We start from the raw sequence: 22910 nt of genomic DNA on the forward strand, positions 1-22910 counted from the left end.
CCGGGGGCGCCCGACGGGCACTCGGCGCGGCGCGGTCCCGTCTCTCGCGGCGCCGTCGCGCGTACGGCTCAGAACGCCGGGCGCAGGGAGCCCGCCGCGGCCGTGGGTCCGGCGGCGGCCGGAGCGGTGAGCGCGCTGCCGCGCCGCTACTCCGCCCAGCTGAGGTTCCAGTCCCCGAAGCCGTTGCCGAAGGGGGTCATGGGTTCCCCGTAGCCGCTGACAACCCGGACGAGGTCGCCCTCGAGGACCGTACGGAACGACCAGGCGACGTCCTCGGTGCTCATCCTGGTGCCGCCGTGGCTGACGCCCTCGCTGCCCTCCGTCACCCGGGTGGCCCAGCGGACCTCGGTCGAGGTCGTAGGAGTCGCGGCTGCCGCGCCGATCGGTCACGGTGACGGCGGCAGCGTCGGCGGGCGTCGCCGACCGCAGCATCGAAACGGATGGAAGGAGGAAAAGATGGTCAAGGCGCCGGGCGTGGCGGTGGAGTGGGGAGGGAGACGACTCGAATGGGCCGGCGGTGACTGGAGGTCAGGTCAGCGGGGCGGCTCGGGGAGTTCCTCGCCGGTCTCCAGAAGGGACTTGAGACTGGAGATCAGCGCGGGCCAGCCCTCCCCGATCAGCCCCTGCATGATGCCGTCGGGCTCCAGGGCACCGTGGGTGACGGTGAGTTTGACGGTGTCGCCCGAAGGCTCGACGTCGAAGGTCACCTGGGACCGGCGCTCCCGGGCCAGGCGCGCGTACACCTCCCGGTCCAGGCCGACGGCTTCCGCCCACGCCGGGGTGAAGGTGTGCCAGGTGTACGAGAGGAGGCGGCCGGGCTCGGCGGCGAGGACGACCTGCTCGGGGTCGACGGTCCTGCGTCCCACCTCGTCCCACACCATCACGGCGCCGGGGGTCCACTCCGACTCGAAGGCCACACCCCAGTAGCGGCGGGTGAGCTCCGGGTCGGTGAGCGCCTTCCAGAGCTCGTCGGGAGTGGTCCGGATGTAGGTGGTATAGACGAACGTGTCGCTGCCCATCGCAATGCCCCTCGGATCTGCGCCCCCACGGCCTTCTCCCTCCAGCCTAGGCAGGCGCGGGATCGACGTGCCAGCGAAGAGCGGCCTCCCGCGGTCCGGCCGGCAGGTCCTGCGGTCCGGTCGGCAGGTCCTGCGGCCGTTGAATAGGTGCGGAGGAAACTATTCAACGTGCTGCTACTTTGTCCGGATGTCCCTCAAGCACGCCGTCCTCGCAGCTCTCCTGGAGGGCGAGGCCTCCGGATACGACCTGGCCAAGATCTTCGACGTGTCCGTCGCCAACTTCTGGGCCGCCACCCCGCAGCAGCTCTACCGCGAGCTGGAGCGGCTCGCCGAGGCCGGTCTCATCACTGCCCGTGTGGTGGAGCAGGAACGGCGACCGAACAAGCGGATGTTCAGTCTCACGGAGTCGGGACGGCGGGATCTGTACGCCTACACGTCGGCGCCGCCGCGTCCGAGCGCCATTCGCGACGAGCTGATGGTCCAGGTGCAGGCCTGCGACGAGGGCGACACGGGAGCGGTCCGGGGGTCCGTGGCGCGGCGGATGGAGACGGCCCGGACCAAGCTGGCCCGCTACGACCGGCTGCGGGAGCGGATGCTCGACGGGCGGGACGAGGAGACGTATCTCCGCGAGGCGGAGCGGGTCGGCCCGTATCTCACGCTGATGCGCGGCCGGTTCTTCGAGGAGGAGAACCTGCGCTGGGGGGAGCGGGCCCTCGCCGTGCTCGACCGGCGTGCCTCGGCGCACGGCGGCGTGCCGGAGACCGCACGCTGAGCCTTTTCCCCGGGGGTTTCGAGATCCCCTACTCTGCGGTAACGTCACCGGCCGGCCACCGGAGGCGCCGGGGCCTCGTACGGACGGATCGGGGACGGACCTCCATGAACGTCGGTGACCTTGTCGAGGACTTCACCCTTCCGGATGAAACCGGCACCCCGCGCTCCCTCTCGGAGCTGCTGTCCGAGGGGCCGGTCGTCCTCTTCTTCTACCCCGCGGCGCTCACCCCTGGCTGCACGGCCGAGGCCTGTCACTTCCGCGATCTCGCGGCCGAGTTCCGAGCCGTCGGGGCCCTGCCTGTGGGCATCAGTACCGACGGGGTGGAACGGCAGCTGGAATTCGCGGAGCGGCACTCCCTCGGCTATCCGCTGCTGTCGGATCCGGACGGGGGTGTGCGGGATCGGTTCGGCGTGAAGCGCGGCTTCTCGCTCGCGCCGACGAAGCGGATCACGTTCGTGATCGGCCAGGACCGGCGCGTGCGGGAAGTCGTGCGCAGCGAACTCCGCATGAGCGCGCACGCGGACCGGGCGCTGGCGACTCTGCGGCGCGGCTGACGCCGGCCGCCCGGGATCAGACGCCGAGCAGTTTCGCCTTGGCGGCCGCGAACTCCTCGGGGGTGAGCAGGCCTTGCTGGGCGAGTTCACCGAGCCGCGTCAGCTGATCGGTGACCGTGGACGCCGCCCCGGGCGCCGGCGCTCCGGCGGGCGGTAGTGGGCTCGGCGCGGGTGCGGGCGCGACGGCCTGCGGCTGTTGCTGTTGCTGTTGCTGCGCCTGGAGGTCGGCGATGGCCTCCTCCTGGTCCTGTTCGCGGCGCGCGGAGCGGGCGGAGCTGCGGCCCGCGGCATAGGCCGCGCCGCCCACGAGGGCGCCGCGCAGCAGAGGCGCTCCGCGGGGCCGGACGACCGGACGGAGGAGGGGACGGCGTCGCATGAACATCGGTCAGCGCCTTCCGGCCGCGGCGACCGCGGCCTCGCGGTAGGCGTCCCGCGCCTGTTCGACGTGGTCGGGCGGGATTCGCACGGTCCCGGAGATTCGGCCGCCGGCCTCGCGGATCGCCTCCGCCGCGCGCTCGGCCCAGACGTGTTCGACGAGCAGCATCAGCGCGCAGGAGCCCGGTTCGAGGGTCTCGGCCGCCTCGGCAGCGTCCTCGGGGCCTAGCAGGTTCGCCTCGGGCCCGATCTCGGCGGTGGCCTCGTCGTACTCCTCGTACTCGACGAGTTCGGAGGTGGACACCTCCCCCGTGACGGACTTGACGACGACGAGCGAGTCGATCAGCCGCACCTGACCCGCTCTGCGCAGTTCCGCGACGGCCGTCACCGCCGCCACCTTCAACCGCTCCCCCGGGAAGGCGAGTACGACACATTCCACCGGCCCCATGACGCTCCGTTCCTCGGCGGTCCTCGGCAGCCACCATCCGAACACGGCCGGGGGCGGGCCGCACCCCGGGCCGCCACGACATGCGGGGGCGCTATGCCTGCACGAGACTCACTCGTACGCCGGGCCTCCCGGCCCGAGTGGGAACGGAGTGTGCAGGAATGGACGACTACCCCCTCCTCAACGTCTTCTGGACCATGCTGTGGTTCTTCCTCTGGATCATGTGGCTCTTCCTGCTCTTCAGGGTGATCACCGACATCTTCCGCGACCACGACCTCAGCGGCTGGGGCAAGGCCGGCTGGCTGATCTTCTGCATCCTGCTCCCCTATCTCGGCGTGCTGGTGTACGTCATCGCCCGCGGCAAGAGCATGGGGCAGCGTGACATCAAGCAGGCCAAGGCCTCCGAGGCCGCCTTCCAGGACTACATCCGCAAGACGGCGGGGACGGGGCCATCGGCCGGCGGCGCCACCGACGAACTGGCGCGGCTCGCGGACCTGAAGGAGAAGGGCGCCATCACGAACGAGGAGTTCGAGAAGGCAAAGGCCAAGGTTCTGGCCTGAGAACAGAGACAGGGGGAGGCGGTGTGCGGGCCACGGGCTCGCACACCGCCCCTTAATACGTAGGGAAGATACCGCTTTGCTAGGGTCGGACCGTGAGGCTGACAAAGTTCACCGACCTGGCGCTCCGTGCCGTGATGCGTCTGGCGGTCTTCCCGCATGACGAGTCCGTCACCACGCGCGAGGTGGCGGAGTCCATGGACGTGCCCTACGCCCACATGGCGAAGGTCGTCACGCGGCTCCAGCATCTCGGCGTGATCGAGGCACGGCGCGGCCGTGGCGGCGGCCTGGCCCTGACGGAGCTGGGCCGGCGTTCCTCGGTGGGCTGGCTGGTCCGCACCCTGGAGGGTGAGGAGGAGGTCGTCGACTGCGAGGGCGACCCTCCGTGCCCCCTGCGCACGGCGTGCCGGCTGCGGGGTGCGCTGCGCGAGGCGCAGGAGGCGTTCTACCGGGCGCTCGACCCGCTGACCGTGACCGAGCTCGTCGCCTCACCGACGGGGCCACTGCTCCTCACCCTCACCCCACGCCCCTCCCCCTGAACTGCGGGCTGCCCTTCCTCGGCACACGCAGGCGTTTAAATACGTAGATCATCTACCAGATTGAGAGTCCCCATGCTGTCCGAGCAGGCCGCCCCGGTCATCCGTGCCACTCTGCCCGCCGTCGGCGGCGCTCTCGACGAGATCACCGAGCGCTTCTACGCGCGGCTCTTCGCAGCCCATCCCGAGCTGCTCCGCGATCTGTTCAACCGGGGAAACCAGGCCAACGGCGAGCAGCGGAAGGCGCTGGCGGGATCCATAGCCGCGTTCGCGGCCGCCCTGCTCGACCACCCGGGCAGCCGCCCGGATCTCATGCTGTCGCGCATCGCCCACAAGCACGCCTCGCTCGGTGTCACCGCCGAGCAGTACAAGACGGTGCACGAGCACCTCTTCGCCGCGATCGTCGAGGTCCTCGGCGACGCGGTCACCCCCGAGGTCGCCGAGGCCTGGGACGAGGTGTACTGGCTGATGGCCAACGCGCTGATTGCCGTGGAGGCCCGGCTCTACCAGCAGGCCGGCGTCCCCGACGGCGAGGTGTGGCGGCCGATGGAGATCGCCGAGCGCCGTGAGGAGACGTCCGACACCGTGTCCTTCGTCCTGCGGCACGCCGACGGGACCCCGACGGCCGCGTTCCGCCCGGGTCAGTACGTGAGCGTCCAGGTCACGCTGCCCGACGGCGCCCGGCAGATCCGCCAGTACAGCCTCTCCGCCGCTCCCGGGCACCCGCAGTGGCGGATCACGGTGAAGCGGGTCGACGGAGACCCGGCGGGCGAGGTCTCCACCTGGCTGCACGCCCACGCCCGCGCGGGGGACACCGTGGAGGTGTCGGCGCCCTTCGGCGATCTGGTCCTGCCCGAGGGCGACGGGCCGCTGCTGCTCGCTTCCGCCGGCATCGGCAGCACCCCGATGCTGGCGATGCTCGACCACCTCGCGGCCACCGGATCGACCCGCCCGGTCATGGTCGCGCACGCGGACCGCTCCCCCGCGTCCCACGCACACGCCGCCGAGCTGTACCGCCTCGTGGCGGAGCTGCCGCAGGCGACCCTGCACCTCTGGTACGAGGAGCCGGGCGAGGACTCCGTGGGCTGCGGGGCCGCACCGACGTCACCGCGCTCGATCTCCCCGAGGGCACGACGGCGTACCTCTGCGGGCCGCTGCCGTTCCTCCGCACGGTGCGCGGTGACCTCCTCACCCGTGGAACGGCCGCGGCCGACATCCACTACGAGGTCTTCGGCCCGGACCTGTGGCTCGGCGCCGAGAGCTGACACCCTCTCCCTGAAGGCCGCAGCCGCCACCTCCACCTTCGATAACCAAGCAGCATGCCATTCACACTGCGGATCCCGCATAGTGAGGGCCCGAATCGGCCTCGCGATCAGCGGGTACGGAGCGAATGGGCGGAGCGATGGAATCGTTCGGATCAGTCGGCGGCGGCCCGCCCACGGGGCGGCGCCCGGTGCGCGGGATCGCCGGGACGGCCGCGGACCTGGTCAGCGACTTGTGGCGGCAGGACGGCACCGGGGCCGTGCGCGGCGCGTTGCGCCGCGGAGTTCTGGTGACCGGCGGAGGCGCGCTCCGGCTGGACGTGACGGGCCGCCTGGCACACCTCCTCCGGGCCCGGCTGCGGCCGGCGAACGGCCCGTCGACGAGCGTCGTCCGCGGCACCGGACTGATGCCGGTCTCCGCCCTGCGCCACCACCCGGGCGACCCGCTCGACCGCGATTGATCCGGCCGGACGGATCCGGCCGGAGCGTTCAGCAGCCCATCGACCAGGTATGGGAGTCACCGCGGTCGTTGGCTGCGCCGTTGTAGCCGACCTCCTGTCCTGGGGCGAGACAGATCGTCATACCGCCTCCCTGCCAGGCGCTCTCGTAGACCTTGACGTGATCCTTGATGCCGGGTCCCGAGATGCCGTGGTTGGCCCAGGAGGAGTCGGTGTCGGAGATCCAGCTCTCCCACCAGCCGTCGTCTCCGCTCCAGTTGGCGCGCTGGCCGCCGAAGTTCGAGTCCTGCCAGGCACAGAACTCCCCGCTGGGGCATTCGGCGGCCCCTGCGGCGGTGGAGAGGGCGAGGCCGGCGGTGACGGCGAGCAGGGCCGCCGCGGAGAGGGCGAGGGTGCGCTTCACGAGTGGTCGTGGCCTTTCTGCGGATGGGTGGGCGCGGGCAGTTCGGCTGCCCGCAGCAGTGCGCGGTCGCGCAGCTGCCGGTATGCGGTGAGCTGGTCGCGGTGCAGGGTCCGCACGACGAGCAGCTCGACGGCCTCCAGCCGGGCGCGGACGTCGGCGAGTCCGCTCTCCTGGGCACAGCGGGTGGCGACGGCCGGATCGGGACTGGCGGGTCGTGGGCGGTCGGGTGGGGTCACGCACCGCGTCCAGCGGGCGAGTGCCTCCTGATGGGCGGGGTCGTCGCGCACGCGGGCCTGGGCCTCGGCGCGAAGGTTGTCGACGGTGACCTGGGCCCGGAACCAGCGGCGGGGGTCGCCGTACAGTCGGCCTCGCGCGGCGGCGAGGCAGCCGTCCTCGTGGGCGGTGACGGTGGCGCCGGTGGCGAGCGTGACGGAGAGCTCGCGGGGCCCCGCTCCGAAGAGCGCCGCCTGAAGGGTCCTGTCCTCGTCCGGGGCGCGGGCCCGTGGCGTGAGGGTGAGTCCCCGGTCCGCCAGACAGTCGACGACGAGCCGGTGCTCGGCCGCCTTCAAGAGGGCGTCCTGGGCTGCCCGACCGGCCGGGACGCCCGGCCCCCCGGGCCCGCCCTGGCCGACGACGGTGCAGCCGGAGATGAGCAGGGAGGCGGCTGCGGTGACGAGGGCGCGGCGGGCGCGCGGTGTGCTGCGGAGCATGGGGTCCCCCTTCGAACGTCCCGGGTCGGCGGGGTCCGGGTGATCGTCCGGAGAGCCCGGAAAGATCACTGCCCGGGGCGGGACCGGCCATGCAGACGCTCACTCGAACGAGTCGAACGCGCCGGGACACGCGCCCCTCGGGCGCCGTTTCACCACCACATGAGAAGGCCCCGGGCACGACAAAGCCCCGGTTGGACGGGGGATTCCAACCGGGGCCGTTAGCCGTGACACCGAAGAGCGGTCACCTCTGGGGGGGACCTTGGGGACCGGGCCCCTTCGCCGTCACATACGTATGAACGGTAGAGCTCTCCCGAATGTTCCTTGTACCCCCGCATGGGCGATGTGAGTCACCTCACCCGGTTTCGGGAGGTCTCGTCATTCGCTCTCGGGGGCGTAGACGACCCCGGGCTCGGCCTTTCCCGGGGCGAGAAGTTCGGGCACCGTCACGAAGGTGAAGCCCCGGTGCTTGAGCTCGTCGATGATCGAGGGGACGGCCGGCACGGTCCCGTCGTAGATGTCGTGGAGCAGGATGATCCCGTCACGCCGCGACTGGTCGATCACACGCTGGCGTATCAGCGCGGAGTCGGTGGTGGAGTAGTCCTTGGCGGTGACGCTCCACAGTATCTGGGCGAGTCCGAGCTCCTTGCTGACCTCGGAGACCGTGTCGTCGGTGCGGCCCTGCGGCGGGCGCATCAGGGTGGGCTTGCGGCCGGTTATCTTCTCGACGGCGGTCTGGGTGCGCTCCAGTTCCTCGCGGACCTCGGCCTCGTCGAGGTCGGTCAGGATCCGGTGGCTCCAGGTGTGGTTGGCGACCTCGTGCCCCTCGTCGGCGATGCGCTTGACGACCTTCGGGTAGCGGTCGACGTGCTTCCTGCCGAGCAGGAAGAAGGTGGCGGGGACGCGCTTCTCCTTGAGGATGTCGAGGAGCCGGGGCGTGTCCTTGCCCGGCCCGGCGTCGAAGGTCAGCGCTATGCACTTCACCTCGGCGCAGTCCACGCGCCGGGCACCCGCGCCCGCGCCGCCCTTGTCGTCCGTCCCGGCCTCGCTTTGCGTCCCGGCCCCGCCGTCCGCCCCGGCCTTGCCCCGGGCGTCCTGCGGAGTGACCCGGTCGACCCCGCACCCGCCCAGCGTCAGCATCAGCGACGCGGCGGCGAACACGACTGCCGCCGTCCCCCTGCGGCTGCCCGGCCTGAATCGGAACATGGTGGAACCCGCTTTCCCCTGCGATGACATCGGTCCGGTCGCCACCGCCTGGTCAGGACGGGATCATGCGACGTCAAGGACTCTACACACGGTGTATACCGGTGATCACAGGGGGGGTGCTCCAGACGCCTGCGGGCATGCGTGGGCCCCGGGCGGCGCCCGTCCGCTCCGCCCGGGGTGTCGGTGCCTCGTCGCTCAGCGGGAGGCGAGCAGCAGACGGGCCTCGGTCTCCTGGTCGCCCGAGACCGACTGCAGGGACTGGATGTCGAAGCCGGTGGCGAGCACGCGCTCGACCTCGTCGACGGCGTGGTAGCCACCGGTGAGCGTGGCGCCGACCAAGGCGGACAGATGGGCGGGGCCCACGTCCTCGTGTCGTCCGCCGGCCGTGTCGAACGTGGCGACCCAGACGGTGGTGGCCGGGCCCTTCGCCGTCTGCGGGCCCGGGGTCTCCATGTCCTCCAGCTGGTAGACACGGTCGAGGACGTCGAACACGGCCTGGGCGTCCTCCCGGGAGCAGTCGCTCAGCTGCACCGTGACGTCGGTGTCGATGTGCAAGTCGTACACGTCGCTCATCTCCTCGCGCCTCCTCGTGCCACGTCTCCAGCATCCCTCGCGGCACGTACTCCCGCGAGGTCCAGCGACGCCCCGCCGTCCCGCGCTCAGCGGGGCCCGATCAGCGCCTCGACGGTGTCGGCCTCCGCGGCCGGTTTGTCGGGACGGTGGCGTACGACGCGGGCGAAGCGGAGGGTGATGCCGGCCGGGTAGCGGGTCGAGGCCTGAAGACCGTCGTAGGCGATCTCGACGACGAGCTCGGGTCGCACCCGCACGGTGAACCCGTCGTCCTCCACGGCGAGTTCACCGAGCCGCTCGGTCTGCCAGCGGAGCATCTCGTCGGTGAGCCCCTTGAACGTCTTGCCCAGCATGACGAAGCCACCGTCCTCGGCGCGCGCCCCGAGGTGGAGGTTGGAGAGCAGCCCGGTCCTGCGCCCGTGGCCCCGTTCCACGGCGAGGACGACGAGGTCGACGGTGTGGACGGGCTTCACCTTCAGCCAGGTGCGGCCCCGGCGGCCGGCCACGTAGGGCGCGTCCAGGGCCTTGACGAGGACGCCCTCGTGTCCGCGCTCCAGCGTCTCGGTGAAGAAGCGCTCGGCGCCCTCGACCCGCGTGGGATCGGTGGGGTCCGTGACGACGAGGCGGCGGACCCGCTGGGACTCGGGGAGCAGCCGGGCGAGGACGGCGTGCCGGTCCCGGCCCGACCGGTCGATCAGGCTCTCGCCTTCGGCGGCGAGGACGTCGAAGAAGACGGGCGTCAGCGGCAGGGCGGCCCGTGCCCCGGCCACGTCGGCGCGGGAGCCCACCCGTGAGGCGATGGACTGGAAGGACACGGGACGTCCGGTGTCGGGGTCGAGGGCGATGACCTCCCCGTCGAGGATGAACGCGTCCGAGGGGACGGCCAGGGCGGTCGCGACGACCTCGGGGAGGCGGTCGGTGATGTCGTCGAGGGAACGGGTGTGGACGCGCACGCCGTCACCGCTGCGGTGCACCTGGACGCGGATGCCGTCGAGCTTCTCCTCCACGGCGCAGGCCCCCAGTGCGGCGATCGCCTCGGTGACGGAGGCGGCGGTGTGCGCGAGCATGGGCTGCACCGGGCTCCCGACCCGCAGGGTGAACCGGTCGAGCGCGGCGGCCCCCTGGGCCAGCACGGCCTGGGCGACCGGAGGCAGCGAGCCTTCGAGCATGACGGCACGGCGCAGCTCGGCGGCCGGCACGGCGGCGGCCTCGGCGACGCCTTCCAGGGCGATCGCGTCGAGAGCCCCCTGTCGCACCTCTCCGGAGAGGAGCCGGAGCAGAAGCTCCTGTTCGTCGCGGGTGGCGGCGGCGAACAGGGAGTGGACGAGCCGGTCCCGCTCCGCCCGGGCGCCCGCTCCCGAGACGGCGGCGAGCTCCGAGAGCGCGGTGTCGACGCGCGCGAGCGTGAGGCCGGGCGCCTCGGCCGGCGGGACGGCGGGCGGAACGACGTTCTTGAGGATGCTCCACCCGACACCGATCCGCCCCTGCGGGAGTCGACCCGCGAGGTAGGCGATGACGAGCGGACTCTCCTCGGGCACGGCCTCCGCGAAGAGCTCGGCCAGCAGACCGATCTTGCGCGAACGCGCCGAGGTGGCGGCGACCTCCCGGGACACCTTCGCGACACGGGCGAGCAGCATGGGCTCATCCTCCCCACACCCCGCCCCCGCCGCACGCCGGCGCCGGTCCGGTTTCCCGTCAGGGCCAGGCCACCGGCCGCTTCCTTCTCCGGCCCCGCACGGCACCCTCCGCGGTCCTGCGGAGGAGCCGGTCGAGCAGCCGGGTGCGGCGGGACGCGGACACCGATGGCAGCTCCGGCCCCGGAGACACCGTGGGGAGCCGTACAGCCGACTCCTCCGCGCCAGGCGAAACCGGCGCCTCCAGGGCCCGCGCGACCGCGACCGCAGAAGCCGCCAGCGGGTCCGAAGCCGGCCGTGGGTCCGAGCCCGGCAGCGACTCCGAGGCCGGCAGTGGCTTCGGGACGGCCAGCGGGTCCGCGCCCGGCTGCGGCTCCGAGGCCGCCGGTGAGTCCAGCGTCGATGGCGGCTCCGAGGCCGTCCGCGGCCCCGATTCCGCCCTCGGCTGCGGCTTGGGCCGCGGCGCGCGGGCCACGTTCTCGCCCGGGTGCGGGGCGGGGCGGTCCGCGCGGGCTTCCTCCAGAGCCAGGGTCAGGCTCATCCGGTGCCAGAGGACCTCGTCCGGCTCGTCCGCCAGCGCGAGCCGGTCGGTCACCTCGCGTGCCGCCGGCGACACAGCGTGGCCGGACTGCGGTGGCGGGCGCAGGCGGTCGAGGTGAGCGCGCTCGTACGGATCGCCGACGACCTCGGCCAGATGGACGGGGTGGAGCATCGAGGCGATGGCGGCCGCGCGCGCCCATGGGTCGCCCGCGCCCCGGAGCAGCAGGGCGAGCCGGCGCGCCCGCCAGTTCCTCGGCCTCGCGTCCTCGTGAGCGTCGAGTCGCTCACGAACGTCCTTGGGCAACCGCCCGGCGAGCAGGGCGGGGTGGGAGAGGGCGAATTCGGTCACCTCCGCCGCGAGGTACATCCACACCACCGCCCGGTAGCGGTTCAGATAGAACCGCACCGGGCTGAGGTGCCCCGTCCTGGTCAGCCGGGTGAATCGGTCCTGGGTCACGGAAAGCAGCGCCGCGGCCTCCCCGGTGCCCACCGCCCGTACCCTTTCGCGCAGGCCCTCGGGGAAGTCCGGCGCGGCCTTGAGCCGGTCGATCTCCGCCCGCTCGACCCGCCGCCGCTCCCCGTCGCCCACCGGCACGGTCCTCACCAGGCCCAGCTGCGTCGCGAGCCGGAACTCGCCGCGCCTCAGTTCCAGTTCCTCCGCCGCCTGCCCCGGTGTCACCGTGCCCGCGCCTTGGTCCGCCGTCATCACATGGCCCTCCCCCGTACGTCCGTGGTCTCTCGCACCCGACAAGAGACAACGTAACGCAGAGTGACGAGAACCGTGCGGCCTGTGGACAACGCCCTGTGGACAAACCGCCGTCAGAACGTGGTGTCACCCGGACGCCCCGGCTGGCGTGCCGCCACGCCGAGGTGCTCGCCGACCCGGTTGACCAGCAGGGTCATCTCGTACGCCACCTGGCCGACATCGGCCTCGGCGGCGCTGAGGACGCAGAGGCAGCTACCCTCGCCCGCCGCCGTCACGAAAAGCAGCGCCTCGTCGAACTCCACCATCGTCTGCCGGGCCCGGCCGGCCCGGAAGTGCCGGCCGGAGCCCCGGGCCAGGCTGTGCAGGCCCGAGGAGACGGCGGCCAGGTGCTCGGCGTCCTCCCGCGCGAGACCACTGCTCGCGCCCGTCACCAGACCGTCGTTCGACAGCACCAGCGCGTGCCGTATGAACCCGACCCGTTTGGTCAGATCGTCGAGAAGCCAGTCCAGTCCTTTGTCCAGCGCCATGCGTGGTCCTCCCCCTTGGTGTTGCGTCCCCGTCGACCCGCAAGTCATCCGGCTCCGCGTGTCGTGGCAAGCCTTACGCACTGTCGTGGACAGGGCAAGCACCGGACCGTGCCCGCGCGTGCCGCCCGACTCCGGACGCTGTCCGACCCACGACCCACGACGCACGACGTCCGACGCACGACGCCCGAAGCGCGATGTCCGAAGCGCGAGGCAGGATGGTGGCATGACGAGGATGACCGAGGATCAGTGGCGGGCCTTCGTGTCCGCGGGGACCCGTACCGGCAAGCTGGCGACCGTTCGTGACGACGGCAGTCCGCACGTCGTGCCGGTCTGGTTCCTGCTGGACGGCGACGACTTCGTGTTCAACACGGGCAAGGACACCGTGAAGGGCCGGAACCTCTCCCGCGACCCGCGGGTGTCGCTGTGCGTCGACGACGACACTCCGCCGTTCGCCTTCGTCACCCTGAGCGGTCGCGCCGAACTCGGCGAGGACCCCGCCGAGTTGCGCCACTGGGCCGCCCGTATCGGCGCCCGCTACATGGGCGAGGACCGGGCGGCGGAGTTCGGGGAGCGGAACGGGGTCCCCGGCGAACTCCTCGTCCGGGTACGGATCGACAAGGTGACCGCCCGGGGCGGCGTCTCCGACTGAGGGCATGGCGGGGCGGGGCCCTCAGCCGACGCTGTCGAGGAGTCGGGCGGTGTGCATCCGCCCGGCGTACTCGACGAGGCGGATGAGCACCTCCTTCCCCGAGTCGCGGTCGCGCGCGTCGCACAGCACCACGGGTGTGCCGCGGTCCAGGTCGAGGGCGCGGGAGACCTCGTGCGCGCCGTACGTCCGGGCGCCCGTGAAGCAGTTGACGGCGACGACGAAGGGGATCTTGCGGTGCTCGAAGTAGTCGACGGCGGGGAAGCAGTCCTCGAGCCGCCGGGTGTCGGCGAGCACGACGGCTCCGAGGGCGCCCTGCGACAGCTCGTCCCACAGGAACCAGAAACGGTCCTGACCGGGGGTGCCGAAGAGGTAGAGGGAGAGCCCGGAACGGATCGTGATGCGCCCGAAGTCCATGGCGACGGTCGTGGTCGTCTTCTGGGCGACTCCCCCGGTGTCGTCGACGAGTTCGCCGGCACGACTGAGCTGTTCCTCGGTCCGCAGGGGCCGGATCTCGCTCACGGCGCCGACCAGGGTGGTCTTGCCCACGCCGAATCCTCCGGCGACCAGGATCTTCAGGGCGAGGGCGGTGGTGTCCACGCCGTCGCCCGCGCCGGTACCTGTGCTCTCAGAGCGCTCGTAGGCCATCGATGACTTCCCTCAGGATTCTTTCGTCAGGGAGCTGTGCGGGGGGTACGGGTCTGCTGACGCGGACGAAGCCCGATTCGAGGAGGTCGCCGAGGAGGACCCGGACGACTCCGACGGGCAGGTCGGCGTCGGCGGCGAGCTCGGCCACCGACTGCGTCTCGGCCCGGCACAGTGCGAGCAGCGAGCGGTGCTCGGGGCCCAGAAGGCTCTCCTCGGCCGCTCCTGGCGGGTCGTCGTCGACGACGACGAGGGCGATGAGGTCGAACCGTACGTTGCTGGGTCCCGGTCGGGTCCGCCCACCGGTCATCGCGTACGGACGTACGAGCGGCCCGGCGTCGGCGTCGTACCACTGACTGCCCGGTACGGACGCGTCGCCGCCGGTGCTGTCCTCGTTCATGGAGGTCTCCGGGTCAGCCGGCGGCCGGCGGGGTCACCGTGAGCCGCGGCGGGGTGTGCAGGTGCTCGCCGACACGCTTGACGAGGCGGGCCATCTCGTACGCGATGAGGCCGATGTCGGCGCTGACCGAGCTGAGGACCGCGAGGCAGGAGCCGTCACCCGCCGCGGCGACGAAGAGGAATCCGTCGTCCATCTCGACCATCGTCTGGCGGACGCCTCCGGTGTGGAACTGCCGTCCCGCGCCCTTGGCGAGGCTGTGGAAGCCGGAGGCGATGGCGGCGAGGTGCTCGGCGTCCTCCCGGCTGAGTCCGCTGGAGGAGCCCACGGCGAGTCCGTCGTTGGAGAGCACCACGGTGTGGCGGACCTCGCGGACCCGCATGACGAGGTCGTCGAGGAGCCAGTCGAGTTCACCGGACCGGTGAGGGGAAAGCCTCTCGTGGTCGATCATGCGTCGTCTCCTTCGAAGCGGGGGGTCATGGGGTCGATGAGGTCGTGGTGCGAGGCGTGGGGGGACTCGCCGCCGCCGAAGCCGGTCCCGAGCGGTCGCCTGCTGCCGGGGGCGGGGCCGCCGCCGCGCTGCCAGCCGTCCCGGTAGGCCGCCATCCGGTCCCGGACCTGCTCAGGCGTACGCGCGTCCGCGCCGGAAGCCGCGGGTGCGGAGACCGGGGCCGGAGAGGGCGCTTCGCGCAGCTGCGGGACGAGGCTCGCCTGCCGGACGCGGCGCGGCAGGTCGCCCTCGGGGTCACCGTGCTCACCGCCTGCGAGGCCGTCACCGTGGTCACCTCCTGCGAGGCCGCCTTGAACTCCTTGCGGGCCGTACGCAACGGGACCGACCGGAGTCGTGGTCGGCCGCGCCGGGGCCGGCACCCACGGTGACGGTGGAGCCGCCGGTCCTGACGAAGACGTCGGTACGGCCTGGGTCGGTGTGGCCTGGGTCGGTGCGTCCTGGTGGGGTGCGGCCTGAGTCGGTGCGGCTGTCGTCGGTGCGGTCTGAGTCGGTACGGCGGGGCCGCGCTGCCGCAGCGCGGTGACTCCGGCGGGCGGGGGCCCCTCCTCCGGTCGCGCCGCCAGGGCGGGAACCGCCGTCGGGCGGGAGAGCGGCTGCGGACGGGACTGCGGGCGGGGTCGGTCGGCCTGCTGGGGCCGGTTCAGGGGCTGCGGGCCGGCCGGCGACTGTGGGGCGCCTCCCCGGGAGGCCGCGGCGGAATCGAGAGGAAGGGTCGGCGTCGGCGTACGGGGGCCCTGCGGGCGGCCGAAGCGGCGGGCCTCCGCGCGCTGCGCCTCCTCGTGTTCCCGCGCGGCGCGCGAGGCGTCCGCGACAGAGCCGCCCGCGCGCGGATCCCGCTCGCGCGGGTCGCCCGTGCGCGCGTCGCCACCGCGGGCCGGGTCGGCCGGAGTCCGCCGGGGCCCGGGATTCCCAGCCCCGGCAGCGGCCGCCACCCCCTCGGGGCCCGGCCCCGTGGTCGCCGGGGTGCCACGCCCGGGCGGCAGCGAGCCCTGGAGGAGGTCGGTCGGGAGGAGCACGACGGCGGTCGTCCCGCCGTACGGGGAGGTCCGCAGATGGACCTTGATGTCGTGGCGTGAGGAGAGCCGGCTGACGACGAACAGGCCGAGCCGGTCGCTGTCGAAGAGGTCGAGGGCCTCGGACTGGGCGATGCGGGCATTGGCCTCGGCGAGGGTCTCCTTGCCCATGCCGAGCCCGCGGTCCTCGATCTCCAGGGCGTAGCCGTTGCCGACGGGTTCCCCGCTGACCCGCACCTTGGTGTGGGGCGGGGAGAACTGGGCGGCGTTCTCGATGAGTTCGGCGAGGAGGTGGGTCAGGTCGGCGACGGCGCCGCCGACGACGGCCGTCTCGGGCAGCCGGCGCAGCTCCACGCGCGCGTAGTCCTCGATTTCGGAGACAGCGGCGCGGACGACGTTGGTGAGGGGGACGGGCATGCGCCAGGCGCGGCCGGGGGCGGCGCCGGAGAGGATGATCAGGCTCTCGGCGTGGCGGCGCATGCGGGTGGTGAGGTGGTCGAGGCGGAAGAGGTCGCCGAGCTCGTTGGGGTCGTCGGCGCGCCGCTCCATGCTGTCCAGGAGGTTGAGCTGGCGGTGGACGAGGACCTGGCTGCGGCGGGCGAGGTTGACGAAGACCCCGGAGATGCCGCTGGCGAGTTCGGCGCGCTCGACGGCGGCGGAGAGGGCCGCGCGGTGCACGGTGGTGAGGGCCTCGCCGACCTGGCCGATCTCGTCCTGGGAGACGGTGCCGGGCGGCGCCTCGGCCCGCACGTCGATCTCCTCTCCGGCGCGCAGTCGCCGCATGGCGGCGGGGAGTTTGCGGCGCGCGATCCCGAGGGCGGTGTTGCGGAGGCTGACGAGCTCGACGACGAGGCCCCGGCCGATGCGGACGGAGATGACGAGGGAGGCGGCGACGGCGGCGAGGCCCAGCAGGACCGCCGCGCCGCCCATGCTGAGGAACCCGCCCGCGAAGGGGTCGGCGCGGTCGGCCGCCGCGGTGCGCGCCTCGGTCTCGATCGCGGTGAGTCCGCCCCGTACGGCGGTCAGGGTGTCGTCCCAGTCGGCGGAGGGGACCGCCTGGGCGGCGGGACGTCCGGACTCCGCGGCCAGGACGCTGTCCTCGGCCTTGACGAGGCGGGTGTGGTCGCGGCCCGCCGCGAGCCGGGCCCACTCCGCGCGCGTGGCGGCGGGCAGGTCGGCGGTGGCCGAGGCGGTGAGGGTACGTCGGGTCTCGACGGCTCCGGCGAAGGCGCGGAGCCGCTCCGGGGTGAGGCGCCCGGTGAGGTGGGCGGAGCCGAGGAGGGCGTCCTCCCGGGACAGCATCTCGCCCGCGCGGCCGAATTCGAGGAGCACGCGCGCGTCGGAGCCCTGCTGGGTGTCCTGGATGCCGGTGAGGGCGCCGCCGACGGCGAAGCCCGCGGAGACGGCGGCGGTGTACTCCCCGTACACCTGGTCCCAGTCGGCACGCCCGTCGACGGCGGCGGTGCGGAGCCGGGCGAGACCCTCGACGGTGCCCACGAAGGCGCTGACCCGCGCGGGGACCTCTCCGGGCAGGTCCCCGGTGTCACCGACGGTGTGCTCGCCGCCGAGGCGGAGGCGGTCGAGGGCCGTGTCCGTGCGGCGCATCCGGTCCTTGAGTTCGGCCGCCCGGGCGGCGCCGGGTGCCCCGACCTGCCGTACGGCGGCGCGCCGTTCGGCCTGGAGCGCGTGGATCGCGGCCGTCACGGGTTCGCGGATCTCGGCGTCGACGCGCTGGAGCTGGCGGAGCCGCGCGATGTCCTGCGCGGTGGTGACGGTGGCGAAACCCCACAGGGCGAGGAGCGAGACGACCGGGACCATCAGGAGCGAGACGATCTTGGCACGGACGGTCCGGGGCCGCAGTCCGTGTCGCGTGGGGCGGCCCGGGGTGGGGCTGTCCGAGGCGTACGCGGCCGTGGTGCCCGGCGCGTGCGGGCCGGTCGTGCGGCCGGCGGTGGGGAAGGCCTCGGGAGTGTGGTGCGGCCCCGGCTCCTCGGCGGGTGGCCTTGCGTGTGCGCGTCGCCCGCGCGTGGCCGCCGGCGGCGGAGCCGTCGCCTCGGCGTCCTTGGTCTTGCGGGGAGTTCGCATGGGCTCCTCGTTCCGGCTGCGTCTGTCTCTGGTGCGGTATCTGGTGCGGTATCCGGTGCGGGTATGCGTGAGCGGTGTGGGGATGCGGGGGGGGTACGGGGGCGCGGGCGAGGAAATCAGGTCAGGGGTGGCGGGCGGGTTCGGCGGCGCGGAAGCCCGGTGGCGCGACGTCCACGGCCCGCTCGTCCGGTTCGGTGAGCCGCTCGGCAGAGGCGTACGCGGCCCGCTCCCCCGCCGTCGGGGACAGGGCGACGAAGGCGGAGGTGATGAACAGGTACGAGCCGAGTCCGACGGCGAGAGGGAAGATGAACTGCATGACCGTGGCGCCGGGGAGAGCGGCGGCGGAGGGGACGACCTCGACCCGCACCGCGAGCATTCCGGTGTAGTGCATGCTGCTGACGGCCGCGCCCATGACGAGCGAGGCGACGGCCACGGCCGCGGGTGCGTGGATGTGGAGGGCCGCCCAGAGCGCCGCGGTGGCGGCCACGACCGCGATCACGACCGACAGGGCGACGAGCAGGGGGTCGTACCGGACCTGGCCGTGCAGCCGGAGCGCGGCCATGCCCATGTAGTGCATGCTCGCCACTCCGACGCCCGTGGTCAGTCCGCCGATCAGGAGCGAACGGACCCGGTCGCGGCCGTAACCGACGGCGAACACGCCGACGCCGACGACGGCCATGGCGATGAGCAGGCTGAGGATGGTGAGGGGAACGTCGTAGCGGATGTCGGTTCCGGTCACTCCGAAACCGAGCATCGCGACGAAGTGCATCGTCCAGATGCCGGTGCCGATCGCGGAAGCGGCGGTGAGCAGCCAGTTCCGCCGCGATCGGCCGGTCGCGTCGAGCGCCCGTACGGTGCAGCGCAGCCCGAGGGCAGCGCCGATGCAGGCCATCGCGTACGACAGCGCGGGTGTCAGCCAGCCGAAGGTGGCGTGGTCCAGGTGTCCCATGGCTCAGGGACGCTAGTGCGCACCGGGGGGCGCACCAGGGGCGCATTTCGAAAGCTGATGGAATATGACAGAGAGATGATCCCGAACGATCACGCCGAGTTCGAACGTGCACACAGAACGTTCACACCTCCGGGTGGTGGATCATGAGCGCATGAGCGATGACCCCACACACGTCCGAGAGTTCTTCGGCAGTCGCGCAGCCGACTGGGACAGCAGGTTCCCCGACGACGGACCCGCGTACGCCGCCGCCGTGAGCGAGCTCGGTCTGCGCCCGGGTGACGCCGTGCTGGACGCCGGCTGCGGGACCGGCCGCGCCCTGCCGCCGCTCCGCGCGGCCGTCGGCCCGACCGGCACCGTACTCGGCGCCGACCTGACCCCCGAGATGCTGGCCGAGGCGGTACGGGCGGGGCGCGGGGCGCCGGATCAGGGTGCCGCAGGCGCCGGGACGCTCCTGCTCGCCGATGTCGGCCGGCTACCGGTGCGCGACGGCGCGCTCGACGCCGTCTTCGGGGCGGGACTCATCTCCCATCTCGTCGACCCCGTCGCCGGTCTGCGGGAACTCGCCCGGGTCGTCCGTCCTGGCGGCCGTCTCGCACTGTTCCACCCGATCGGCCGCGCCGCCCTCGCGGCCCGGCACGGTCGGCAGATCACGCCGGACGACCTGCGCGCCGAACCGCGGCTGCGTCCCGTGCTCGCCGAGGCCGGCTGGCGGCTCGTCAGTTACGTGGACGAGGACGCGCGTTACTTGGCCCTGGCCGTCCGCGAAGGCTGAACCGCCGCGTCCCGGCCGCCGCGCGTGTCGACCGGGATCGCCACCCCTCGGCCGACACGCCGGAACCCGCCCCCATGCGGAGGACAGCCGGCGCGGACACCCCATCGCCGGGCCACCACCGTGACCGGCTTCGCCCCGGCGCGGGACGGCGGCCAGGCCGGCGCGCGTCCGGGACGGCCGCGCACGAACGGAACGTACGGGAGGCCGTGGCGGCGGAGGCCCTGAGCCCGGACACCGGCGAACGGATCACGGCGAGTACCCGCCCGCCGACGGACACGGGCGTGGGCGTGCGCGCGGCGGCGGGGAACGCGGCCGAGGACTTCGGGTCCGAGCACGTCAGGGGCCGGGTCGAGCGCGGGTGACGACCACACCGTCGCCATCGACGTCGGCGCCGAGGACATGGAACTCACCGCGGTCTTCGAGCAGCGGAGGCACGCCCTGAAGGTGGAGTGCGAGGGCGGCAACGGCACCGTCTCGCTCTCGCAGGACGGCCCGTACTCGGACGGCGACACCGTCCTCGCCACGGCGGTGACCGACCCCGGGTACGTCTTCGTGGACTGGACTGCTCGGCGGAGAACCGTACGGCGGTGACGAGGCGCGTTCCCTCGGCGAGACGGCGGTCTCCTTCGACGAGGGCACACTCTGACGGCGGTCTTCGCACGTGCGTGAGCCGCGCCCTGATCAGTCGTGATCGGAACAGTCCCAACGCGCCCTTCTGTCCCGGCACTTCGCTGTCTACGGTGGGGGTGCCGGGCAGTCGTGCCCGGGAAAGGCGGCGGGCGATGACACGGGTTCCGGAACGACTGCGCAGACTCCTCCCCACCGCCCGGCGGGCCTCCGAGGCCGCCGCGCCCGCGCCACCGCGCGCACGGCAGGGCCACAACCTGTTCGAGGCGGCGGCGGAGTACGTGGCCGCGTGCGCCGAGGACGAGCCGGCCCGGGCGGAGGAGGCGGCGAGCCGGGTTTCCCCCGGTGCGCTCTCCTTCGGCGTCAACGAGCTGGCCTGCCGGGCGCTCATCGCCCTCGCCCGGGAGCGCGACGAGTCACCGACCACCGTGGCCCGCTCGCTGCTCGGTCTCAGGGACGGCTGAGGGGAGCTCCCGGCGAGGGGATCTCCCGCTCGAACACCCTCGACGCGCGGGTTACTCACTGGTTAAGGTGCGCCGACGACCAGATGGGGAGGCTGCCGTGGCCGGGACGGACCCGATCGCCGAGGCGCGCGCCGTCGGCGACGCCGAAGCCGACGCCGACGCGCTGTTTGTGCTGACCGCGGCACTGCTGACGCCGGCGCGCTTCCCGAGCGTGCTCGGTGACGACTATCCGGCGGCCTGCGCCGCGCTGGGGCTCCAGCCCTACGTGGACGGGTACGGGCTCGTGTTCGGCCAGGACGGGCTCGGCGCGCGGTGGACGGTCGTCGTCGACGACGTGTCGCTCGTCGCGGTGGCCATCTCGTCCTGGGACTGTGGCATGGCCTACGACCTCTCTCCCGACGAGAACTCCGTGGTGGCCGGGCTCCCGGGCTGGCCGCTCGCGGTGGTCACCGCCGCGCCCGGCGTGCCCGCGCCGCACGACCCGGAGCCGGAGGAGGGCGATCCGGCCCCGCTGGTCCCGCCGTCCGGCGACGTGTGGGGACCGGCCCAGCGCCGGCTCGGCGCGGACGAGGTGGCGCTCCAGTGGGCCGCCTGGCGTGCCCAGGTGAACGATGACGCCCAGGGCGGCGGCGTGGCGGAGCAGGAGTCGGCATCGGCGTCGGCGTCGGAGCAGGAGGCACCGGTCACCTCCTCCGTACCCGACCCCTACGACGGTGTACGGAAGGCCCTGAGTGAGCTCCGCGGATATCTGGAGGAGGCACCTCCGGTGGGCCGGGTGCGGTCCCGGTCAGCGGCGGAGGAGGGTGCTCGCATCCTGCGCGCGGACGGCCCCGGTTGGTCGTTCGTGGCCCGGACCGACGACATGGCCTTCGTGCTCCTCGATGAGCTGCCGCGCGAGGTGCTGCCGGTGGCCAGGGGTCCACGACTGCCCGCGCTCCTGGACGCGCTCGACGCGATGGCCGTCCGCACGTCCTGAACACGCCTACGCACGACACGACCACCCCCCGACACGCCCACCCGAAGAAACACGCCTCCCACATGGGACGACCGCCATAGGTGTGGTCCCGGACCATGGTCCGGCGGTGGTGGTGCGCCGCACGATATGGCGCCGCACCCCCTTCCCGTCGTCCCCACGGAGGCTCACCATGCGCCTGTTCCCAGGCGTTCCCCTGCTCACCGCGCTGCTGGCCGGGGTCACCGTCCTCGCCCCCGCGAGCCCCGCCGGAGCCGGAACGGAGGCCCAGGTCTCCGCACACTGCGCGCGTCAGGATCGGCTCCACGTACCCGGCGCCGAGCACCAGGAGTCCGCCTGCCTGGCGGACCTCACGACGGCGGGGCTCGCCGGTACCCCGTATACCGACATGGCCGACCAGGCCGGTCTCGCGGCGAAGGCGACCCGTAACCCCTCAGGGGTGCCGGGGGTCCAGATCGACGGCTACTTCCCCGACACCTCACGTCTCAACGCCACCCACGGCTGGGCCCACGACGCGCAGTTCGTGATCCGGCTGCCCGACGACTGGAACGGCGGGCTCGTCGTCACCGGCGCGCCCGGCACCCGGCGCCAGTACGCCACGGACGCGCTCATCTCCGACCGGGTCCTCGCCCAGGGATTCGCGTACGCCGCCACCGACAAGGGCAACACCGGGCCGGACTTCTTCACCGACGGGCGGGCACCGGGCGACGCGGTCGCCGAGTGGAACCGCCGGGTCACCGAGCTGACGAGGGCCGCCAAGAAGGCCGTACGGCAGCGCTACGGCAGCGCCCCCGAGCGGACGTACATGACCGGGATCTCCAACGCCGGGTACCTGACGCGCTGGCAGCTGGAGAACCGGCCCGAGCTGTACGACGGCGGGGTCGACTGGGAGGGCGTGCTGTGGACCGCGGGCGGCCCCAACCCGCTCACGAGCCTGCCGGTGACGGTGGCCCGCTCCCTCGGCCGCGCCTCCGACGAGGACCTGGTCGAGGCTGGTTTCGCACCCGGGTCCCGTTTCCTCTGGCCGTACCACGAGAGGGCGTACTGGGGGCTCACGCAGAAGATCTTCCGGGCCGAGTTCGACCCCTCGTACGACCCGGCCTGTCCGGGTGCCACGGCGGGACGGACGGTGGAGGAGATCTTCGCGGCCTGCGCCTCGGACGCCTCGTACGACTACGCCTCGCGGCCCGCGTCCGTCCACCGCGCGGTCGCGAAGGTCGCGCTCACCGGTCGCATCGGCAAGCCCCTCATCACGCTCCACGGCGATCTGGACTCCCTGCTGCCCATCGCCACCGACTCCGACGTGTACGCCGGGATGGTCGACGCGCGGGGCCGGGGCCGACTGCACCGGTACTACACGGTGCAGGACGGGACGCACACGGACGGCCTGTACGACACGTATCCGGACCGGCTGCGGCCGATCCTGCCCTGCTACCGCTCCGCGTTCGACGCGCTGACGCGCTGGGTCGAGGAAGGTACGCCGCCGCCAGCGGACCGTACGATCGCGCGGCCGGCGGGCGGTGACGTGGTCGACTCCTGCGCTCTGGAGGAGTGACG

General features: G+C 72.9%; 28 protein-coding genes and 1 pseudogene. 13 read left to right on the plus strand and 16 right to left on the minus strand.

Annotation, left to right across the window (positions count from 1 at the left end):
- Nucleotides 1-146: 146 nt before the first annotated feature.
- Together ACFWWU_RS15035 and ACFWWU_RS15040 are read right to left on the minus strand one after the other, a co-directional pair.
- A complete protein-coding gene (locus tag ACFWWU_RS15035; RefSeq protein ID WP_384144432.1) occupies nucleotides 147-284 on the minus strand; it encodes a hypothetical protein in 138 nt (45 codons plus the stop codon).
- 249 nt (nucleotides 285-533) lie between these two features.
- Nucleotides 534-1019 carry an SRPBCC family protein gene (locus tag ACFWWU_RS15040; protein WP_384144434.1) on the minus strand — a complete coding sequence of 162 codons (486 nt, stop codon included), beginning with the start codon at nucleotides 1017-1019 and terminating at the stop codon, nucleotides 534-536.
- 187 nt (nucleotides 1020-1206) lie between these two features.
- Here ACFWWU_RS15040 and ACFWWU_RS15045 point away from each other — a divergent pair, with 187 nt between their 5' ends.
- Together ACFWWU_RS15045 and ACFWWU_RS15050 are read left to right on the plus strand one after the other, a co-directional pair.
- Nucleotides 1207-1791, plus strand: a complete 585-nt coding sequence (locus ACFWWU_RS15045; protein WP_384144437.1) for a PadR family transcriptional regulator — start codon at nucleotides 1207-1209, stop codon at nucleotides 1789-1791.
- A gap of 104 nt (nucleotides 1792-1895) precedes the next feature.
- Nucleotides 1896-2345, plus strand: a complete 450-nt coding sequence (locus ACFWWU_RS15050) for a peroxiredoxin (protein WP_384144439.1) — start codon at nucleotides 1896-1898, stop codon at nucleotides 2343-2345.
- 16 nt (nucleotides 2346-2361) lie between these two features.
- Here ACFWWU_RS15050 and ACFWWU_RS15055 read toward each other — a convergent pair whose 3' ends face one another.
- Together ACFWWU_RS15055 and ACFWWU_RS15060 are read right to left on the minus strand one after the other, a co-directional pair.
- A complete protein-coding gene (locus ACFWWU_RS15055; protein WP_384144441.1) occupies nucleotides 2362-2721 on the minus strand; it encodes an SHOCT domain-containing protein in 360 nt (119 codons plus the stop codon).
- Between the two features lie 9 nt (nucleotides 2722-2730).
- Nucleotides 2731-3168 (minus strand): DUF6325 family protein, encoded by a 438-nt coding sequence (locus ACFWWU_RS15060; protein WP_384144444.1) that lies wholly within the window; start codon nucleotides 3166-3168, stop codon nucleotides 2731-2733.
- A gap of 158 nt (nucleotides 3169-3326) precedes the next feature.
- On the opposite strand from ACFWWU_RS15060, the gene ACFWWU_RS15065 reads away from it, so the two are divergent.
- From ACFWWU_RS15065 to ACFWWU_RS15080, 4 genes and pseudogenes are all read left to right on the plus strand, one after another.
- A complete protein-coding gene (locus tag ACFWWU_RS15065) occupies nucleotides 3327-3725 on the plus strand; it encodes an SHOCT domain-containing protein (RefSeq protein WP_384144447.1) in 399 nt (132 codons plus the stop codon).
- 92 nt (nucleotides 3726-3817) lie between these two features.
- Entirely contained in the window at nucleotides 3818-4261 is a 444-nt protein-coding gene (locus ACFWWU_RS15070; protein ID WP_384144450.1) for an RrF2 family transcriptional regulator, read from the plus strand.
- Nucleotides 4262-4333: 72 nt separating this feature from the next.
- Nucleotides 4334-5523: pseudogene (locus ACFWWU_RS15075) on the plus strand (globin domain-containing protein).
- Between the two features lie 137 nt (nucleotides 5524-5660).
- Nucleotides 5661-5981, plus strand: a complete 321-nt coding sequence (locus ACFWWU_RS15080; RefSeq protein ID WP_384144452.1) for a hypothetical protein — start codon at nucleotides 5661-5663, stop codon at nucleotides 5979-5981.
- Between the two features lie 28 nt (nucleotides 5982-6009).
- Here ACFWWU_RS15080 and ACFWWU_RS15085 read toward each other — a convergent pair whose 3' ends face one another.
- From ACFWWU_RS15085 to ACFWWU_RS15115, 7 genes are all read right to left on the minus strand, one after another.
- The gene (locus ACFWWU_RS15085) at nucleotides 6010-6381 is read right to left on the minus strand and encodes a peptidase inhibitor family I36 protein (RefSeq protein ID WP_384144455.1); all 372 of its coding nucleotides are present in this window, start codon (nucleotides 6379-6381) and stop codon (nucleotides 6010-6012) included.
- Nucleotides 6378-7091, minus strand: a complete 714-nt coding sequence (locus ACFWWU_RS15090; protein ID WP_384144458.1) for a hypothetical protein — start codon at nucleotides 7089-7091, stop codon at nucleotides 6378-6380. Before ACFWWU_RS15090 ends, ACFWWU_RS15085 begins: the two co-directional genes overlap by 4 nt.
- Before the next feature lie 375 nt (nucleotides 7092-7466).
- Nucleotides 7467-8294 (minus strand): polysaccharide deacetylase family protein, encoded by an 828-nt coding sequence (locus ACFWWU_RS15095; RefSeq protein ID WP_384144461.1) that lies wholly within the window; start codon nucleotides 8292-8294, stop codon nucleotides 7467-7469.
- A gap of 195 nt (nucleotides 8295-8489) precedes the next feature.
- A complete protein-coding gene (locus ACFWWU_RS15100) occupies nucleotides 8490-8867 on the minus strand; it encodes a hypothetical protein (RefSeq protein WP_384144464.1) in 378 nt (125 codons plus the stop codon).
- An 86-nt stretch (nucleotides 8868-8953) separates the two neighbouring features.
- Nucleotides 8954-10501, minus strand: a complete 1548-nt coding sequence (locus ACFWWU_RS15105) for an ATP-dependent DNA ligase (RefSeq protein ID WP_384144467.1) — start codon at nucleotides 10499-10501, stop codon at nucleotides 8954-8956.
- A gap of 58 nt (nucleotides 10502-10559) precedes the next feature.
- Complete coding sequence (locus ACFWWU_RS15110) at nucleotides 10560-11744, minus strand: DUF6397 family protein (protein WP_384144470.1); 1185 nt, start codon at nucleotides 11742-11744, stop codon at nucleotides 10560-10562.
- 113 nt (nucleotides 11745-11857) lie between these two features.
- The gene (locus tag ACFWWU_RS15115; RefSeq protein ID WP_384144473.1) at nucleotides 11858-12271 is read right to left on the minus strand and encodes a roadblock/LC7 domain-containing protein; all 414 of its coding nucleotides are present in this window, start codon (nucleotides 12269-12271) and stop codon (nucleotides 11858-11860) included.
- 223 nt (nucleotides 12272-12494) lie between these two features.
- Between ACFWWU_RS15115 and ACFWWU_RS15120 the strand changes: the two genes are divergently transcribed.
- On the plus strand, nucleotides 12495-12920 hold the full coding sequence (locus ACFWWU_RS15120) for a PPOX class F420-dependent oxidoreductase (RefSeq protein WP_384144476.1): 426 nt from the start codon (nucleotides 12495-12497) through the stop codon (nucleotides 12918-12920).
- Between the two features lie 21 nt (nucleotides 12921-12941).
- On the opposite strand, the gene ACFWWU_RS15125 is transcribed toward ACFWWU_RS15120, so the two are convergent.
- The 5 genes from ACFWWU_RS15125 to ACFWWU_RS15145 all read right to left on the minus strand — a co-directional run bounded on the left by ACFWWU_RS15125 (nucleotide 12942) and on the right by ACFWWU_RS15145 (nucleotide 18517).
- Nucleotides 12942-13565, minus strand: coding sequence for an ATP/GTP-binding protein (locus tag ACFWWU_RS15125; RefSeq protein ID WP_384144479.1), 624 nt, complete (start codon nucleotides 13563-13565; stop codon nucleotides 12942-12944).
- Nucleotides 13546-13962, minus strand: coding sequence for a DUF742 domain-containing protein (locus tag ACFWWU_RS15130; protein ID WP_384144481.1), 417 nt, complete (start codon nucleotides 13960-13962; stop codon nucleotides 13546-13548). Before ACFWWU_RS15130 ends, ACFWWU_RS15125 begins: the two co-directional genes overlap by 20 nt.
- A gap of 13 nt (nucleotides 13963-13975) precedes the next feature.
- Nucleotides 13976-14410, minus strand: coding sequence for a roadblock/LC7 domain-containing protein (locus tag ACFWWU_RS15135; protein ID WP_384144484.1), 435 nt, complete (start codon nucleotides 14408-14410; stop codon nucleotides 13976-13978).
- Entirely contained in the window at nucleotides 14407-17568 is a 3162-nt protein-coding gene (locus ACFWWU_RS15140; protein WP_384144487.1) for a nitrate- and nitrite sensing domain-containing protein, read from the minus strand. The genes ACFWWU_RS15135 and ACFWWU_RS15140 overlap by 4 nt, the downstream gene beginning before the upstream one ends.
- 121 nt (nucleotides 17569-17689) lie before the next feature.
- Nucleotides 17690-18517 carry an MHYT domain-containing protein gene (locus ACFWWU_RS15145; RefSeq protein ID WP_384144490.1) on the minus strand — a complete coding sequence of 276 codons (828 nt, stop codon included), beginning with the start codon at nucleotides 18515-18517 and terminating at the stop codon, nucleotides 17690-17692.
- A gap of 151 nt (nucleotides 18518-18668) precedes the next feature.
- Here ACFWWU_RS15145 and ACFWWU_RS15150 point away from each other — a divergent pair, with 151 nt between their 5' ends.
- The 6 genes from ACFWWU_RS15150 (at nucleotide 18669) to ACFWWU_RS15175 (ending at nucleotide 22908) form a co-directional block, all read left to right on the plus strand.
- Nucleotides 18669-19289 carry a class I SAM-dependent methyltransferase gene (locus tag ACFWWU_RS15150; RefSeq protein ID WP_384144493.1) on the plus strand — a complete coding sequence of 207 codons (621 nt, stop codon included), beginning with the start codon at nucleotides 18669-18671 and terminating at the stop codon, nucleotides 19287-19289.
- 206 nt (nucleotides 19290-19495) lie between these two features.
- Nucleotides 19496-19651, plus strand: coding sequence for a hypothetical protein (locus ACFWWU_RS15155; protein ID WP_384144496.1), 156 nt, complete (start codon nucleotides 19496-19498; stop codon nucleotides 19649-19651).
- 37 nt (nucleotides 19652-19688) lie between these two features.
- Nucleotides 19689-19880: a hypothetical protein gene (locus ACFWWU_RS15160; RefSeq protein WP_384144499.1), complete on the plus strand. Its 192-nt coding sequence runs from the start codon at nucleotides 19689-19691 to the stop codon at nucleotides 19878-19880.
- A 191-nt stretch (nucleotides 19881-20071) separates the two neighbouring features.
- Nucleotides 20072-20380: a hypothetical protein gene (locus ACFWWU_RS15165; RefSeq protein ID WP_384144502.1), complete on the plus strand. Its 309-nt coding sequence runs from the start codon at nucleotides 20072-20074 to the stop codon at nucleotides 20378-20380.
- 97 nt (nucleotides 20381-20477) lie between these two features.
- On the plus strand, nucleotides 20478-21356 hold the full coding sequence (locus ACFWWU_RS15170) for a hypothetical protein (RefSeq protein WP_384144505.1): 879 nt from the start codon (nucleotides 20478-20480) through the stop codon (nucleotides 21354-21356).
- A 169-nt stretch (nucleotides 21357-21525) separates the two neighbouring features.
- Entirely contained in the window at nucleotides 21526-22908 is a 1383-nt protein-coding gene (locus tag ACFWWU_RS15175) for a tannase/feruloyl esterase family alpha/beta hydrolase (RefSeq protein ID WP_384144508.1), read from the plus strand.
- The last annotated feature ends 2 nt before the right edge of the window (nucleotides 22909-22910 follow it).

This window comes from Streptomyces sp. NPDC058650 (assembly GCF_042717315.1).
Lineage (GTDB): Bacteria > Actinomycetota > Actinomycetes > Streptomycetales > Streptomycetaceae > Streptomyces.

Excerpts from the sequence above, each read along its gene's own strand:
- ACFWWU_RS15165 (WP_384144502.1), top strand. The coding sequence starts at position 20,072 with ATGACACGGGTTCCGGAACGACTGCGCAGACTCCTCCCCACCGCCCGG.
- ACFWWU_RS15125 (WP_384144479.1), bottom strand. The coding sequence starts at position 13,565 with ATGGCCTACGAGCGCTCTGAGAGCACAGGTACCGGCGCGGGCGACGGC.
- ACFWWU_RS15035 (WP_384144432.1), bottom strand. The coding sequence starts at position 284 with ATGAGCACCGAGGACGTCGCCTGGTCGTTCCGTACGGTCCTCGAGGGC.
- ACFWWU_RS15130 (WP_384144481.1), bottom strand. The coding sequence starts at position 13,962 with ATGAACGAGGACAGCACCGGCGGCGACGCGTCCGTACCGGGCAGTCAG.
- ACFWWU_RS15105 (WP_384144467.1), bottom strand. The coding sequence starts at position 10,501 with ATGCTGCTCGCCCGTGTCGCGAAGGTGTCCCGGGAGGTCGCCGCCACC.
- ACFWWU_RS15040 (WP_384144434.1), bottom strand. The coding sequence starts at position 1,019 with ATGGGCAGCGACACGTTCGTCTATACCACCTACATCCGGACCACTCCC.
- ACFWWU_RS15110 (WP_384144470.1), bottom strand. The coding sequence starts at position 11,744 with ATGACGGCGGACCAAGGCGCGGGCACGGTGACACCGGGGCAGGCGGCG.
- ACFWWU_RS15140 (WP_384144487.1), bottom strand. The coding sequence starts at position 17,568 with ATGCGAACTCCCCGCAAGACCAAGGACGCCGAGGCGACGGCTCCGCCG.
- ACFWWU_RS15095 (WP_384144461.1), bottom strand. The coding sequence starts at position 8,294 with ATGTTCCGATTCAGGCCGGGCAGCCGCAGGGGGACGGCGGCAGTCGTG.
- ACFWWU_RS15145 (WP_384144490.1), bottom strand. The coding sequence starts at position 18,517 with ATGGGACACCTGGACCACGCCACCTTCGGCTGGCTGACACCCGCGCTG.
- ACFWWU_RS15175 (WP_384144508.1), top strand. The coding sequence starts at position 21,526 with ATGCGCCTGTTCCCAGGCGTTCCCCTGCTCACCGCGCTGCTGGCCGGG.
- ACFWWU_RS15080 (WP_384144452.1), top strand. The coding sequence starts at position 5,661 with ATGGAATCGTTCGGATCAGTCGGCGGCGGCCCGCCCACGGGGCGGCGC.
- ACFWWU_RS15050 (WP_384144439.1), top strand. The coding sequence starts at position 1,896 with ATGAACGTCGGTGACCTTGTCGAGGACTTCACCCTTCCGGATGAAACC.
- ACFWWU_RS15160 (WP_384144499.1), top strand. The coding sequence starts at position 19,689 with ATGGAACTCACCGCGGTCTTCGAGCAGCGGAGGCACGCCCTGAAGGTG.
- ACFWWU_RS15060 (WP_384144444.1), bottom strand. The coding sequence starts at position 3,168 with ATGGGGCCGGTGGAATGTGTCGTACTCGCCTTCCCGGGGGAGCGGTTG.
- ACFWWU_RS15065 (WP_384144447.1), top strand. The coding sequence starts at position 3,327 with ATGGACGACTACCCCCTCCTCAACGTCTTCTGGACCATGCTGTGGTTC.
- ACFWWU_RS15150 (WP_384144493.1), top strand. The coding sequence starts at position 18,669 with ATGAGCGATGACCCCACACACGTCCGAGAGTTCTTCGGCAGTCGCGCA.
- ACFWWU_RS15090 (WP_384144458.1), bottom strand. The coding sequence starts at position 7,091 with ATGCTCCGCAGCACACCGCGCGCCCGCCGCGCCCTCGTCACCGCAGCC.
- ACFWWU_RS15045 (WP_384144437.1), top strand. The coding sequence starts at position 1,207 with ATGTCCCTCAAGCACGCCGTCCTCGCAGCTCTCCTGGAGGGCGAGGCC.
- ACFWWU_RS15055 (WP_384144441.1), bottom strand. The coding sequence starts at position 2,721 with ATGCGACGCCGTCCCCTCCTCCGTCCGGTCGTCCGGCCCCGCGGAGCG.
- ACFWWU_RS15135 (WP_384144484.1), bottom strand. The coding sequence starts at position 14,410 with ATGATCGACCACGAGAGGCTTTCCCCTCACCGGTCCGGTGAACTCGAC.
- ACFWWU_RS15115 (WP_384144473.1), bottom strand. The coding sequence starts at position 12,271 with ATGGCGCTGGACAAAGGACTGGACTGGCTTCTCGACGATCTGACCAAA.
- ACFWWU_RS15120 (WP_384144476.1), top strand. The coding sequence starts at position 12,495 with ATGACGAGGATGACCGAGGATCAGTGGCGGGCCTTCGTGTCCGCGGGG.
- ACFWWU_RS15100 (WP_384144464.1), bottom strand. The coding sequence starts at position 8,867 with ATGAGCGACGTGTACGACTTGCACATCGACACCGACGTCACGGTGCAG.